The sequence below is a fragment of the Paenibacillus sp. J2TS4 genome (genome assembly GCF_018403245.1).
GTDB lineage: Bacteria > Bacillota > Bacilli > Paenibacillales > NBRC-103111 > Paenibacillus_L.
This window is the reverse complement of sequence record NZ_BOSH01000012.1, coordinates 118579-133552: the sequence shown is the minus strand read 5'-3', so window position 1 is coordinate 133552 and position 14974 is coordinate 118579. Positions and strand designations below refer to the sequence as shown.

Annotated in this window: 14 protein-coding genes; 3 read left to right on the top strand and 11 right to left on the bottom strand. The window is 49.3% G+C overall.

Features of this window, described 5'->3' with window-relative positions; all coding sequences use genetic code 11:
* The first annotated feature begins 58 nt into the window (after positions 1–58).
* A complete protein-coding gene (gene mgrA, locus KJS69_RS22080; protein ID WP_213585954.1) occupies positions 59–1051 on the top strand; it encodes an L-glyceraldehyde 3-phosphate reductase in 993 nt (330 codons plus the stop codon).
* 252 nt (positions 1052–1303) lie between these two features.
* Entirely contained in the window at positions 1304–2167 is an 864-nt protein-coding gene (locus KJS69_RS22075; RefSeq protein ID WP_249730657.1) for an endonuclease/exonuclease/phosphatase family protein, read from the top strand.
* Between the two features lie 147 nt (positions 2168–2314).
* On the opposite strand, the gene KJS69_RS22070 is transcribed toward KJS69_RS22075, so the two are convergent.
* The 10 genes from KJS69_RS22070 to KJS69_RS22025 form a co-directional block, all read right to left on the bottom strand.
* Positions 2315–2476 (bottom strand): hypothetical protein, encoded by a 162-nt coding sequence (locus KJS69_RS22070; protein ID WP_213585953.1) that lies wholly within the window; start codon positions 2474–2476, stop codon positions 2315–2317.
* Positions 2477–2674: 198 nt separating this feature from the next.
* Positions 2675–3232, bottom strand: coding sequence for a DJ-1/PfpI family protein (locus tag KJS69_RS22065; protein ID WP_213585952.1), 558 nt, complete (start codon positions 3230–3232; stop codon positions 2675–2677).
* 88 nt (positions 3233–3320) lie between these two features.
* Positions 3321–4115 carry a LutC/YkgG family protein gene (locus KJS69_RS22060; RefSeq protein WP_213585951.1) on the bottom strand — a complete coding sequence of 265 codons (795 nt, stop codon included), beginning with the start codon at positions 4113–4115 and terminating at the stop codon, positions 3321–3323.
* Positions 4112–5668: a LutB/LldF family L-lactate oxidation iron-sulfur protein gene (locus tag KJS69_RS22055; RefSeq protein WP_213585950.1), complete on the bottom strand. Its 1557-nt coding sequence runs from the start codon at positions 5666–5668 to the stop codon at positions 4112–4114. Before KJS69_RS22055 ends, KJS69_RS22060 begins: the two co-directional genes overlap by 4 nt.
* Complete coding sequence (locus tag KJS69_RS22050) at positions 5649–6395, bottom strand: (Fe-S)-binding protein (RefSeq protein WP_213586020.1); 747 nt, start codon at positions 6393–6395, stop codon at positions 5649–5651. Before KJS69_RS22050 ends, KJS69_RS22055 begins: the two co-directional genes overlap by 20 nt.
* A gap of 223 nt (positions 6396–6618) precedes the next feature.
* Complete coding sequence (locus KJS69_RS22045; protein WP_213585949.1) at positions 6619–7332, bottom strand: FadR/GntR family transcriptional regulator; 714 nt, start codon at positions 7330–7332, stop codon at positions 6619–6621.
* 78 nt (positions 7333–7410) lie between these two features.
* On the bottom strand, positions 7411–8337 hold the full coding sequence (locus KJS69_RS22040) for an ATP-dependent DNA ligase (RefSeq protein WP_213585948.1): 927 nt from the start codon (positions 8335–8337) through the stop codon (positions 7411–7413).
* Between the two features lie 156 nt (positions 8338–8493).
* Positions 8494–9285, bottom strand: a complete 792-nt coding sequence (locus KJS69_RS22035; protein ID WP_213585947.1) for an ABC transporter permease — start codon at positions 9283–9285, stop codon at positions 8494–8496.
* 4 nt (positions 9286–9289) lie between these two features.
* Positions 9290–10066: an ABC transporter ATP-binding protein gene (locus tag KJS69_RS22030; protein ID WP_213585946.1), complete on the bottom strand. Its 777-nt coding sequence runs from the start codon at positions 10064–10066 to the stop codon at positions 9290–9292.
* Positions 10067–10071: 5 nt separating this feature from the next.
* Positions 10072–11142 (bottom strand): ABC transporter substrate-binding protein, encoded by a 1071-nt coding sequence (locus KJS69_RS22025; RefSeq protein WP_213585945.1) that lies wholly within the window; start codon positions 11140–11142, stop codon positions 10072–10074.
* A 356-nt stretch (positions 11143–11498) separates the two neighbouring features.
* Here KJS69_RS22025 and KJS69_RS22020 point away from each other — a divergent pair, with 356 nt between their 5' ends.
* A complete protein-coding gene (locus KJS69_RS22020) occupies positions 11499–13568 on the top strand; it encodes an LTA synthase family protein (RefSeq protein WP_213585944.1) in 2070 nt (689 codons plus the stop codon).
* Positions 13569–13968: 400 nt separating this feature from the next.
* On the opposite strand, the gene KJS69_RS22015 is transcribed toward KJS69_RS22020, so the two are convergent.
* Positions 13969–14808 (bottom strand): sugar phosphate isomerase/epimerase family protein, encoded by an 840-nt coding sequence (locus KJS69_RS22015; protein ID WP_213585943.1) that lies wholly within the window; start codon positions 14806–14808, stop codon positions 13969–13971.
* Positions 14809–14974: the final 166 nt, after the last annotated feature.

Below are 14974 nucleotides of genomic sequence, written 5' to 3'. Positions count from 1 at the left end.
CTAGTTATAAGCTATCATTTTAAAAAGAGGGGATCAACTATACGAGGAGGAAGACAAGATGAATTATTTGCCCAGTGAAAACCGGTATTCCACAATGACTTACAACCGGTGCGGACGTTCGGGGTTAAAGCTGCCGGCTATTTCATTAGGCCTGTGGCATAACTTTGGAGGAGTTGACGTTTACGATAATTCGAGAGCCATGATTTGGAAAGCATTCGATCTCGGGATTACTCATTTCGATTTGGCTAACAATTACGGCCCTCCGGCAGGCTCCGCGGAAGAAACCTTCGGACGGGTGCTGCAATCCGATTTGCGGGCCTATCGGGATGAAATCATCGTCTCCACCAAAGCCGGGTTCTATATGTGGCCGGGACCCTATGGAGAATGGGGCTCCAAAAAAAATCTGGTCGCCAGTCTGGATCAAAGCTTGAAGCGGATGGGATTGGATTATGTCGACATCTATTATCATCACCGGCCCGATCCGGATACACCGCTCGAAGAAACGATGGCCGCTCTGGATTTAATCGTCCGTCAGGGCAAGGCGCTCTATGTAGGCATATCTAACTACAGAGAGGAAACAGCCAAAGAAGCGATTCGCATCCTGAAGGAATTAGGGACTCCTCTTCTGATCCATCAAGCCTCCTATTCTATGTTCAACCGTTGGATTGAGGACGGTTTGCAGGATGTGCTTCAAGACGGCGGCACTGGCTGCATTGCTTTTTGCCCGTTAGCCCAAGGACTGCTGACGAATAAATATTTGCAAGGAATTCCTGCCGATTCTCGGGCAGCGAAGGAGAATACGTTTCTCAAAGAAAAAGACGTAACGGAAGACAAAGTACTCAAAGTTGGCCGCTTGGCGGAAATAGCTGCGGAACGCGGGCAATCGCTGGCCCAGATGGCTCTGGCGTGGGTGCTGCGGAAAGGCAGAGTAACCTCCGCCTTAATCGGCGCAAGCCGGGTCAGCCAAATCGAGGAAAATGTCGCCACCATCCGGAATCTTCAGTTCAGCGCCGAAGAACTGGAGCGGATCGATGCTATATTAAACAGCTAGATAAGCTGATAGGGATCGAACGTTCAGACTCTAACGATAACCCCACAAGCAATGCCTGCTGCGTTGCTTGTGGGGTTTTTCTTCTGTGCTAAAATTAGTAGCTTTCTACTATATTCAAATAAATGCCCTAAGCTATAATTAGAATACATACGATACGATACAGCGACGATGATAGGATCTTATAAGGAAGGAGGACAGCCGGTTTTCGAACGAAGTGCCCATTATTGAAACGCTTAGAAAGGATGATGGAATGTGAAATGGAGGAAATTATCCGCTATTCTATTAATTCTATCGATTTTCGTTACTTTGACTACGACAGCCGGCGCTTCCGAAAGCAACTATGATCGTCCCTCTGAGATGGCCAGAGGCAAAGAAGTAACGGTAAAAGTCATGTCGTTTAACATCCGACATGGCGTAGGGATGGATGGAGTGCTTGATTTGGAACGGATAGCGAGCGTCATCCGGGATTCGGGGGCGGATATCGTCGGACTGCAAGAAGTGGACAGGCATTACTCCGCCAGAAGCGATTTCGAGGATCAGGCCAAGAAGCTTGCAGAAGCTCTTGGGATGCATTACAGGTATGCAGCCAATCTCGATAGAGATCCGTTAGAGCCGGGCGGAAAGCGGCGGCAATACGGAACGGCGGTGCTGAGCAAATACCCGATCATTCAATCACAAAACCATCTGCTAAGCAGCTTTGGCGCAGAGCAGCGGGGTTTGCTGGAAACCACCATTAATGTTAAGGGAAATCATGTTCAGTTCTATACCACCCATCTCGGCTTGACGTTGGAGCAGCGGCTCGCTCAGATAGATGAGATTCTTGCCATTACCGGCCAATACGATCGGACTACCATTATTACTGGCGATTTCAATGCCGATCCGGCGAGTGAAGAAATTAACCTGATGAAGACGCTTTATCAAGACGGATTCTCCGATCAGAACGATGCCTATACTTTTCCAGCTAACCTTCCCCGAGTAAGAATAGATTATATTTTCCTGTCGGAGTCTGCGGAGCTGCTAAATAAATCAACCATTCCTTCGTTGTCCTCCGATCATCTGCCGATTATCGGTGATATTACGTTAAAGAGAGAGGCTCCCTTTAACAATGGAAGATAAGCAACTAAGCGGCTTAATGGTAAATGCGCACCGTTAATTAGCTCTTTTAAGTCGGAAGACCGGGCTCCTGTCAGGCTGGAGGCCCGGTCTTCATTGCGTGCATACGGATAGCAGACGGAAGCTGTCATTGGATTTGACCGAAATTTTTCACTTGTCATAATCTATTTTGGATTTATCGATATCATTAGCTTCCCATAGATTCCGGACGTCATGCTCGTAAGAGTCTTTTTTTAACCCCTTCAACAGCACTACACATAACAGACCGAGGAATCCGAAGCACAAAAGCATGATCACGATGAAAAGGACCATCCCGTTCACACCCCTTTCCCAAATAAGAAGGTTCTACTCTAATCCTATGAGAAGGAATGGAAAATGATCCGTAAAGAAATTGTCTAATCTAGTTGGAATATTATTAAGCTCTCGCTCTGCAGTATGTAACGCGCTTAAATGTTGCGAGCACATAGCAAAAAGCCGCTCCGATAAGAAGCGGCCTCTATTTAATAAATTTTATCCTCGGACCAGCTTCAAAAATTCCCGCATAAATCCGGGTAAATCCGGCCAGGCATGACCCGATACCAGATTGCCGTCGACATGCAGCGTCTCGGTCGTATAGGTCGCGCCTAAGCTCTCGACGTCATAACGGCAGGCGGAATAAGCTGTCATAGTACGATTTGCAAAAACACCCTTATCCTCCAATGCATTCAGAACCAGAGCCGCGTGGCAGATGGCCCCGACCGGCTTGTTAGTTTCAAAGAAGTGGCCTACAATGTGGGGAAGATGCTTGTCCAGTCGGATATATTCAGGTGCCCGTCCACCGGGAATGATGAGTCCGTTGAACTCCTCTGGCTTCACCTGATCGAATGCCACATGCGATTCCAACAAGTAGCCTTGCTTCTCCGTGTACGTATCCCAACCAATAAAATCATGAACGACAGTATGAAGTACCTTCTGGGTTGGTGAAGCAATCACGGCTTCCCATCCCTCCTCCAACAGCCGATAATAGGGGTAGTATACCTCCAAAGACTCGGCTGCATCTCCGGTAATGATCAGAATCTTTTTAGACATCGAATCACTCCTTCCTGATTTCTTCCCTATTATTGTCTATCAATATCCATTTTTTGTAAAGTCACTTTACAAACAATTTAATTCTCATTCATTCCAATATGACGGCGCATACCTTGCCCGGTCCATGAATACCTATCGTTAAATCATTCTCGATATCTGCACTCCGGCTAGGACCGGTGATCAGGTTAATGGAGGAAGGCAAATCCTTCATGCCCGGATAAGCCTCCCGGATGCCGGCGAACGCTTCACCCATCCGCGAGACGAGCTGATCCGCATGAAATACCGCGAACAGAATGTTGGTCAGCAAACTGACTGAACGGCCGCTGCCCCCTTGAGAAAGCAGCACCAGCGTGCCCGAGTTGGCCACGGCGTATTCTGGCCAGACCATCCCAAGCTGGCACTGCTCCGTTTGCCGGAGCAAGGCGCTTCGCTGAGCCCAGTTAGGGCCGGAGGCATGTGTAGCGGGCTTCCATTCATGGGCCGGGTCTGTCCCCCCGTTGGCCGGTTGGTCACCAGACCAGGGGACGACTTTCACCCCTTCCTCCGCCAACCATGAATCCAACTCCAGGCGATTAAGCTGAGGATGATCCCAACGGGAAACTTTCGTAACGCCCTGCTCCACCAGTACCTCTTGCAAGCACTGCCGGATCCCGCTCTGGGCTTCCTCCCGCGGCACCACCCACACTTTGCCCGTCAGGGCTGTCCAATTGCGAATGAACATTTGCAGCTTTTCTTCCTTGTTGAGGCGCAGATCTCCATAGAACTCCGGAACCCCTTGGCTCGTACGCTGCGGGGCGGTGGACAGCGGCTCGGTGCGCCCCAGTCGTCCGGCAATCCGCCGCATAAATTCATCTCGCCCTGTCATCGTTCCCGCTTGACTCATGACCGCTCCCTCCCTGTGTCTGCTGTTTGATCGCTGCTTGGTTTACTCGCAGCAGGACTCTGAGCCGGAGGCGCAGCCTTCTTCTCATCTGCCTGTGCTCTTTTCATTTCCTGTTGAAGCGTCTGCCACTTATCCCGGAAGGACAGCTTAGGCTTCATCGGGAAGAAACGCGATTGCGTCCAGCCAGCCAGCGGTCCCGGTCCATTGCGGATAATGCCGTTGCTTCCGAAGGGCTTTTGCAAATAATAAGCGGCTTTCGTAGCCATCCGATATACTTTTACACTGCCAAATGCGGTTTGGAACGTCTTGAATGCCATCCGCTCCGCCCAAGGAGTCATCTTCAGCTTCACCTTGCGATTGCGCAATTGAACCAGCATGTCGTGTAGCGGGATTTTGACCGGACAAGCTTCATAACAGGCCCCGCATAAACTGGACGCGTAAGCCAACTCCCCCGCCTCTTTCATGTCTTGCTTGAGAAGCGGCGTCAGCACTGCTCCGATAGGACCGCTGTAAACCGATCCATACGAATGCCCGCCGATGTGTCGGTAAACCGGGCAAACATTCAGACATGCCGCACAGCGAATGCAATGAAGCACCTCCTGGAAGACCGGGTCCCCGAGCTGCGCCGATCGTCCGTTGTCCAGTACGATGACATGAAGCTCCTCGGGGCCGTCGAGATCCTGCGGCTGCTTTGGGCCGGTCAGAATGGAGGTATAGACGGTCAGCTTTTGACCGGTAGCGCTGCGCGCCAGCAGATTAAGCACGACCTCCAAATCCTCGAACGTCGGCACAAGCCGCTCCATGCCCATAATGACGACATGAACCTTCGGAACCGTAGAGACCATCCGGCCGTTCCCTTCATTGGACACAAGAGTGATCGAGCCGGATTCCGCTACGCCGAAGTTGCATCCGGTCAAACCGATGCCCGCCTCCAGAAAGTACTGTCGCAGCTTCTGCCTGGCATATTGGGCCAAGGTGGACGTTTCCGGAGCCATCGGCTGGCCGGAATCTTCGGTGAACAAGTCGGCAATTTGCTCTTTATTTTTATGAATCGCCGGAATGATCAGATGCGAGGGAGTCTCTTTAGCGAGCTGCAGGATATACTCTCCCAAGTCCGTTTCGATCGCGTCTATTCCTTCCTCCGCCAAATGTTGATTTAAATGGATTTCCTCGGATACCATGGATTTCCCTTTGACTACAAGCTTCGTCTGATGCTTCTTGGCAATATCGAGAAAAGTTTTGACCGCTTCCCCGGCCTCTTGACAGAAATGAACATGACCTCCAGCTCGGACGACATTGTCGGCAAACTGATTCAGATAGTAATCCAGGTGGCTGATCGTGTGCTCCCGGATGGCTCGGCCCCGCTCTCTCCACTCTTCCCAACTGCCGAAGTCCTCCATCGCCTGAAGCCGGCCGCTGCGCAGTTTATCGGTTGTAAAAGCGACGGCTTTGCGCAGAAACGGATTGGAGAGCGCTTCCTCCGTTCGTCTGTGGAGACCGGAACCAATTCCTTCCTCCGCCACTGCCGTTGCTTTATTGCGATTTTCGCTCATTCCGCTTCACTCCTTCCTCCAGCAGCTCGGCTAAATGCATGACGCGAACCGGCTTCCCTTCTTTTTGCAGCCGCCCCCCGATATTCATCAAGCACCCCATATCGGTGCCAACCAGCACTTCGGCGTTAGACTTACATACGTTGGCTGCCTTCTCGCATACCATCGCTTCGGACATATCCGCCATCTTCACAGCGAAGGTTCCTCCGAATCCGCAGCAATCCTCTTTATAAGGAAGATCGATATATTCCATTCCCTGGACATTCTTCAACAGCTCCAGCGGCTCGTTCCTCACTCCGAGCAATCTCATCGCATGGCAAGACGGGTGATACGTAACCTTCGCCGAAAACTCGGCATCCAAATCATTAATTCCCAGAACATTAACTAAAAATTGGGAAAACTCGTAGGTTTTCGCTGCAAGCGCTTCCGCTTTATGAAACCATTCCGGCTCATCCTTGAACAGGTACGGATAATAGTGATGGATCATTCCTGTACAGGATCCCGAGGGAGAGACTACGTAATCACTGTGTTCAAAAGCGCGGATCATCGAGCGGGCCACTTCCCTGGCTTCGTCCTGATAACCGCTGTTAAAAGCCGGCTGACCGCAGCATGTTTGCCCTTCCGGGAAATCTACCTCGCAACCATAACGCTGCAGCAAGCGTACAACACTTTCCCCAACTTGAGGATAAAGCTGATCTGCCAGACAGGTGATGAACAAGGATACTTTCATCATGATGACTCCTTCTCTCTTCAACGATTTTCGTTTAGGCTATCTGCTTATCAGGTTATCAGATAAGTTGGAAAGTTTAAAGTATTTTTTTAAAAAAAATTTATCTTTTTATCATAAAGCCCGACTGGCCTTGTTATACGAAAGAATAGCAAAGACTGGTTATCCCACCAAAGGCTCCAGTAGGGTCCGTTATAATCTGCCGAACCCTCTGTGCGAATTTTGGCTATGAGGGCAGATGGCGAATCAGCACTTGTTCGACATGATAAAGATGGGTCCTCATTTTGTCCTGCGCCAGATTGGCATCGGCGGCTTGAACCGCCTCGTAGATTTCTTTATGTTCCATCCACAATCGCTTGGATGCGGAGGTTTTCGAGTATAGCTGCAGTCTCCGGGTTTCGCGAATCGCCAATTCGACCTGAGAAGAGATCGTCTCCAGCAGCCGGACCATAATCGAATTATGTGTGGCCCGGGCAAGCGCCATGTGGAACAGCAGATCGTACTTCTCCCCTTCCTCCTCGTTGCCGATATTCTCCTCCATCGTGGACAGGATGAATTCGAAGGTGCGCAGATCCTCCTCCGTCCGTTTGGTCGCGGCCAACCCGGCATTGGATATTTCTAACGACTGGCGGGCTTCCAGCAGCTCCAGCACGGTCGTCCGGCTCATCAGAATCGACTCCAGACCCGGCATGGCCAAATCCTCCGGATCAAAGCAGCGCACATAGCTGCCCTCCCCTTGGCGGATTTCGACTAATCCCATGGCCTTCAAGGCGCTAAGCGCTTCTCGGACCGTCGATCTTCCGACCTGGTAGCTTTCGGACAATTCCCTGGTCGAAGGAAGCTTCGTCCCGGGCGGCAGCCCTCCCCCGACAATTTGCTTTTTAATCTGGTCCGCGATTTCCTCATATATTTTACGATTCGATATTTTGCTTATCTCCACTAAGTTTCACTCTTTCATCCGGTTGTTCCAATCCTCTCTATTATTGCTTACCTGATAAAGGGATGCAAGAGATGACCTTTACGATATTTTTATCGTAACCGGATCGCCATCGTTCTCCGCCCCGGCCCGCTCCATAAAGACGGCATCGCGCACCCTTCCTTCCCGGGTCCAGCCGCGAAAAGTTAATTTCGCTTCTATCCCGGGTTTTAAATAGACGAATTGATGGTCTTCCCCGGCATATCGTTCTCTAGCCTGTTGAAGGAAGAACGAACGCTCCGAAGTCATAATATCCGTGCCGACTATTCCCGCCGGTCGGATTTTTCCGTTCGCATTTGGAACGCCGACTAACCAACCGGAGCCCCGCTTGCAGTAGCCGGTCACATAGACCTCTTCGGTTCTGTAGCAAACAATTTGCCGCCAATCCGAAGATTCACCGGCTGTGTAGAGGCTGTCCTTGCGCTTGGCAACAATTCCTTCCACGGAGCTTTCTGCCGCTGCCTCAAATAAAGCGGTCCCGTACCCATCTACATATTTCATTTTGCAAAAAAAGTCATTATCCGTTATCGTTTCGTGCAGATGTTTTTTTCTTTCTACTAATGGAAGCTTCCTTAAATCCTGCTCCCCCCGCTGCAAGATGTCAAATAAAAAATACCGCACCGGAAAATGATCCCGGGCGTATTCAATTTGAGCTTGATTATTCAAACGGCCTCTTTCCCGGGTCAAATTAAAATCAGGGTGCCCCGATTCTCTATCGATACACGCTATTTCCCCGTCCAGGATGACATCCTCATCTGCCGGAACTCTCGCAAGCTCCGGATAACGATGGGTAATATCATGTCCGTAACGAGTGAACAGCCGTGCCTTGCCTTTTTGGTAAACCAGTAATAATCGACGTCCGTCTACCATCGGCTCGAATAAAAAGGCGGGGTCATCGAACGGCTTATATTGATTAGCCGGAAGCATAGGTTCATAGTTCATAGCTCTCACCAATGTTAATTGTATCATGATTCAACCCCGATCAAGGCAGGTAAAAACAGGGGACGCCTTGAAGGTTATGCGAGAAGCAGTCCATAACCGCCTGCGAAATAACAAGAAAAAGACCGGCGGCTCATCCGTGAGCGCCGGCCAAACGATCCTATGAAATCCCCCGCAAGGGACAAGTTATTTCCAGGGGAGAAGCTTTTTCTCCACCCACTGCAGACTGCGGTTAAAGAATACCCCTAACAGCGATAGAATAACGACTCCGACCATAAGCTTGGTCGTCAGCATCAGGTTCCCGTAATGATTGATCATCGAGCCCAAGCCTTGCTGCGCCGCAATCATCTCCGCAGCTACCAGCAGCAGCAGCGAAGTACCGGCGGACAGCTTCAGTCCGGCAAAGATCATCGGCAGGGAACCCGGAAGAATCACCTTGCGAATGACATTAAAATGATTGGAGCCAAAAGTTACCGCCGCCTTAATGAGAATAGGGTCGACATTCTTGACTCCGGAGAAAGTATTAATAACGACCGGGAAAAATACCCCTAGAGCGATAATCGATACTTTAGGCAATTCTCCAATTCCGAACCAGAGAATAATTAAGGGCAAGAGAGCAATCTTAGGAATGGGATAGATCGAGTAGACAATAGGCGAAACAATCGCGTCGGCCCACTTGGAGAAGCCGAGCAGCAATCCGACCGTAATGCCCACGATTGATCCGATCGCGTAGCCCATCCCTATTCGGTATAAACTGGCGAGCAAATTTTTGTGCAGATCGCCGCTGGACAGAAGCTCCCAACCCGCCATGACGATAGCGGATGGGGCCGGAAGGGCGACCGGTGAAACCAGCCCGAGCTGGCAGATGATTTCCCAGAGGACGAGTAATCCAACCACACCGATGGCGGAAGCGTAAGCCGGTATTTTCTGATCGAGAAAGGCTACCCGATTTTTAATATATTGTCTGTTTTCTTTCACCGTCTTACCCCTCTTTCAGCGCTTCTTGGGCATCGTGGCGAATCAACTGCCAGATTTGATCGGCATATTGCTCGAACCGATTTCGGTACTTCTCCTGATCCCTGCCCATTTTTGGCAAATCAATAGTAATAATTTCCTTGATCCTCCCCGGATGCCTGGAGAGGACAACGACCCGGTCCGCCAAATAGACGGCTTCCTGGATATTATGAGTTACATAAAGCGTGCTCAGCTTCGTCCGGTTCCAGATCGTCAGCAGCTCTTCCTGCATTAATGTACGGGTCTGGGCATCCAAAGCGGAGAATGGCTCGTCCATCAGCAGCAGATCCGGTTCGATCGCCAGCGCTCTCGCGATTCCTGCCCTTTGCTTCATCCCGCCGGACAGCTGCTTCGGGAAGGCCGTCTCGAATCCGTTCAAGCCAACCATGTCGATGTAATGCCGGCCCTTTTCCTGCTGCTCCTGCTTGCTGGCCCCTCTTTCCTCGAGCCCAAAAATAACGTTCTCGTATACCGTCCGCCACGGAAACAAGGCGATTTCCTGAAATACGATTCCGAGGTTGGGCTCCTTCGCCGTCTCAATTCCTTCGAAATAGACCGAGCCGCTGCTGGGAGAGAGCAGCCCTCCCACAATGTTGAGCAAGGTTGATTTGCCGCACCCGCTGGGCCCGACAAGAACGACAAACTCTTGTTTTTCGATGGCAAAATTAATATTTTGCAGTGCGGTTACTTCCCGCTTTTTGGAGTCTATAAATTTCTTCTCCACATTCTCGATTACAACTCTCATTGCGGTCACTTCCCTAATTCTTTTAACGCTTGCTCCAGCATCTCCGTATCCACGATTGTGCTTGCTTCAACAGCTTTCTCAATCAGCTTCTCCTTGGCATACCAATCGATTTGCGTCTGGATGTCCTCTGCGAGCAATCGGCCGTCCGGATCCATATACGGAAGTCCGGCTTTAATATTTTCTTCTGGCTGATCGGTATATTTGGCGATAATGCTTACCACTTCATCATAGTTTTCGCCGGGTACAATTTTGCCGTCTTCCTGAACCAGCACAGCGTCATAGTAATAACGAGTTGCTTTGGCATAAGCTTTCAGAAAACGGACAGCCGCATCCTTGTCTTCGGCAAATTTCGGGGAGTAGAAAATCCCGGAAGTCTGATAGGGGATCTCATCACCAACCTGGGCAATCACTTTTCCGTATCCATCTTTAAGAACAGCCGAAATGTTCGGTTCATTCAGCAGAACCGCATCCACTTGCTTGCTGTTTAAGCTGTCCATCAATCCTTTAATGCTGTTCAGCGGAGTCAGTTCAATGTCCTTAAGCGTCAGGCCATGGTTCTCCAGCATTCTGCCGATCATATAATGATAAGTCGAGCCGGTTTGGGTAATCCCTACTTTCTTCCCTTTGAGATCCGCAATGGTTTGCACTTCAGAATCAGCCGGAACCAACAAAGCCGAGGAGGAATAACCTTTCTCTTCTCTTCCTTTATCCGCGACGATGGTCAGCTTCTGGCCGCCAGCGATCATATTATATAAGCTTGCCGTAATTCCGGTAGCTCCTACATCAACACTCCCCGAAGCCGTAGCAACGGCGATCGGCTGAGCCGCATCGAACCATTTCAAAGAAGCGTCGATATTTTCCTCTTCAAAAAACCCCTTTTCAACCGCGATAAATAATGGCGCCGAGCTTGTCAGTTTCAACAAACCGATGCTCATAGATACAGGTGCGGCCTCTTTTTGCTCCCCCTCCGGCTTGGATGATGGGGTCGGCTCACTCTCCGCCTGCTTACCGCATCCTGCCAACACCGTCGCCAGGATAAAAACAGCTAACCACATTACAATTGCACGTTTCTTCATACTAACAATGCCTCCAATTTTTCTCCGAATAATAAAATCCAAATGCTATATATTCGACAACTTTCGACGGTTTCCTGCCAAAATAAAAAAAATCAAAGAAAACACAGGTCAAAACACCTATGTCACCTGGTTCCAAAAATCGAATAAATCTGGCGGCAAGGGAATACCTTCTTATTCGTTGGATCGAAATTCATCTTATTCTACCATATATAAGGTCATTAATAACTGGAATTATTAGTATTTGTTGCGATTTCCCATAAATTCATTTGAAATGTGTCACAGCCCTCATGTTATAATGATTTGTATGTTTACAAAAGCTTAACTTATTTCCATTAAAGGTTAGGAGTACGATCCGGATGGCCAAGCCTCTAAAATCGATATACCCTCTATTTATTCTGTCCTTATGGATAGTATCGTTCGTTGAATTTTTCAGTCGGGGAAGCGCTGCCGCCGTCTGGTCCTGGTTGATGACCAACCCTCTCGAGCTGCTCTTGAATTATCTCTTCGTGGTCTTTGCCCTTCTCATTCTAACGGCACTTACCGGCAGAACCAGATGGGCTTATTGGATAGCCGCGCTGATCTTCATTACGATCGCCATTGCCAGCGGAATCAAGCTGAAAATTATGGGCGTCCCGCTTCTTCCATGGGATGTGTTCCTTAGCAGTGAGGCCAAGGATGTTCTCCAGTACGTTAACAGCCTCTTTAGCATCAATCTGATTTCCGGGGCGGTCATTTTTCTCCTTGGCAGCTATTTGATGCTTTATCGCTTGCCTCATTTCAACGGAAAATTCCGTTGGAAAACCAAGATCGTGCTGGCCCTGCTTTCGGTTGTATTTTTTATATCCGTCTATTCGGGCAAGCCGATTCCGGTCAAGCAAGCGTTCAACATATCCACTATTCCGTGGGATCAGACCGCGAACTATATGACCAACGGACTCCTTCTGACTACCTTATTAAATGTGGATCTGATTCTGATCAGCGAACCGGAAGGGTACAGTAAGGACAAGATAGAAAGTCTGATCGCGGAAATTCCGCGGAAATCGGAGAAGAATCCGATCGATCCGAATATTATTGTCATCCTGAATGAATCGTTCTGGGATCCCACCATCATGAAAGACATCAAATTCAGTGAAGACCCTATTCCTTTTTATCATTCGCTGCAGGAAAAATATAGCGGAGGCTGGATGAGATCACCCCAGTTCGGCGGAGGAACGGCTAATGTGGAATTCGAGGTGCTGACCGGCAATTCGATGCGCTTCGTGCAGCAGGGCTCGCTCCCTTACATTCAATATGTCAACCACCCTGTAGACTCTCTTGCGGGCATTCTGAAGAGACAGGGGTATACAACGGCCTCCATTAACCCGTTCCATAACTGGTTTTTCAACAGCAGGAATGTATACCGCAACTTCGGATTCTCGAAGTTTATCAGCAGCGAGTTCTTCAATCCGGTATACAAGGGACCGTTCCTCGCGGATACAGAGGTGGCCAATAATATTATAGAACAGGTGGAAGCCAGTCCCGGACCGGCATTCGTTTTTGCTAACACGATGGAAAATCACTATCCATACGAGCCATGGAAATTCGGCCAGAATACGATTAAGGTGGAAGGGGCTAACCTGTCGGAAGAATCCAAAGGGCATCTGGAAACCTTTGCCCAAGGATTAACGGGCGCGGATGAAATGTTAAAAAATTTGGTCGAGCATTTCGAAGCCTCCGGCGAACCAACCATTATCGTCTTCTTCGGTGATCATTTGCCCGTGCTTGGCAATGATTATAAAACATACAAGGAAAGCAACTATCTACAGGAGGACGATCCGGACTTCTTTAGAAAAATGTACAGTGTTCCTTTCGTTGTCTGGGATAATTACCTGCCCAGCGATAAGGAGGACCTGTATATCAGCACCTCCTTCCTTGGACCGTATGTGCTGAATAAGGCCCAGAAGGAAGGATCATACTATACGGACTTCCTTTATTCCTTGTATGAGAAATCACCCGTGCTTCCCGATCCCGATAGCGAGCAATGGGCGAACGAGCTGCGCACCTACGAATACTTGCAGTACGATATTATGTTTGGGGCACGACACGGGTATACAGATTTCGAGGACCAGATCGTTGATCCGAATTTTATACTCGGTTTTGGTCCCATGCAATTGGATCAATTATCTCCGGTTGAAGGCTCTGTCCAAACAAGTGAGGATGCTTCAGTAACGATCCAACTGAAAGGAAAGAATTTTGTCCCGGGGGGATTAGTTTACGCAAATGGCGACTCCCTCGAGACGACTTACGTCGACCGGGAGACCGTGACCGCCGTCATACCGGCCAGTCTGCTGGGTAAACCGGGCAAGCTGGAAATTAAGGTTAAATTGATCGATTCACAATCGATAGCTATTGTCGAAACCAATTCGCTGCCCTTTAATGTCCATTAGGGGCGACTGCTGCCAATCATTACCTTGAATTGAGATCAGGAAGAACGATGAACGATTCGATTCGTCTGTCTTCCCGGTCTCTTTCTTATTTACTGGTTCTCGCCGAGCCAGCCTGCTCTCCCTGCGCTCTTTTGGTCCTTATCCCCTTCGCTCAGAAATTAAATACTCGATCGATAGCGTAACATATTACTTGATCGATGGCGGAACTTAACTGCCCGGAATCTCGAAGGATTTCTCTGTCGAAGTACGAATGGCTCGCCTTCCTGATTTAAGGGGATAGTAGTTAAAAGCCTGGCTACCTGCATAGCGCCTTATCAATAGGAGAGTTCCTCCTTCCCCAACCCATTTCAAGATAAAAGAGCCGAAACATCGTTTCGGCCCCGTTAAACGTTTCATTTACCTATAATGATTTCATATATTGCAGATTGCGTACCAGCAGCTCTTCACTGGGAGCCGATCGGCTGAAGTCTTCAAAGCTCAGCCATCGATCATACCCGACCGCCTGCAGATCGTCCAGAATTTGCTTCCAATTGGCGACTCCATCCGGCACCGGACAAGCATCTGCCTGCCAAATATGGCGGCTCGGATCGTCATTGCGCACCCAGTGAGCATTCTTGACATGAACATGGGCAAGATAAGGCCCCAGCAGCTCCAAGCCCATACGGTACTGCTCGTATCCTTCATACACCATGTTGCCGGGATCATAAATAACCCCGATATGAGCAGGGTCAAAGCCATCGACAAGTTTATGCGCCAAGCTTGCGCTGGTCGCAATATTATTCATATGAATTTCAATCCATCCCTGTACCCCATACCTGCGGCTTAGCTCCTGAACCTGACTCAAATAAGCGCGGCCCTCCTTCAACAGTTCCTGATAGCGCTTACTCCGGTTGTACATCGGCACACCAACTCGAATAGCCGCAGCACCTAGCCATTGAGCTATTCTCATTCCCCGTTCCGTCCCTTCTACATCACCGCATGCCAAATAGCAGGCCAGTGCGGGAATTTCCAAGCCTGCTTGCTCCGTCGCCGCCTTCAAGCTCAGAATTTGCTCTTCAGACGAATGAATATCGACCGTACACCGATTGTTCCCCCAGAAAGAGGGCGCCTCTTCTGCTTTGGCTGGATCGATAGCCGTTACTCTCCATTCCACTCCATCATAGCCCGCCTTCTTAAGCGCAGGTATCGCTTCTTCAGGCGATAATTCCGGAAGCATAACTGTGAAAACAGAATATTTCATCCTTCATCCTCTTTTCCATGCACAGGCTGCATTATAGTATTCATGTTCAACTAGATAGTACCATAAAAAGAAAAGGTTGGTCCATGCACTCTAGGGACGAAAAGATCGATTCCTCATTAAAAATTACAATATGAACTGAGGGTAAATAACCACCCAAAATTTCCAG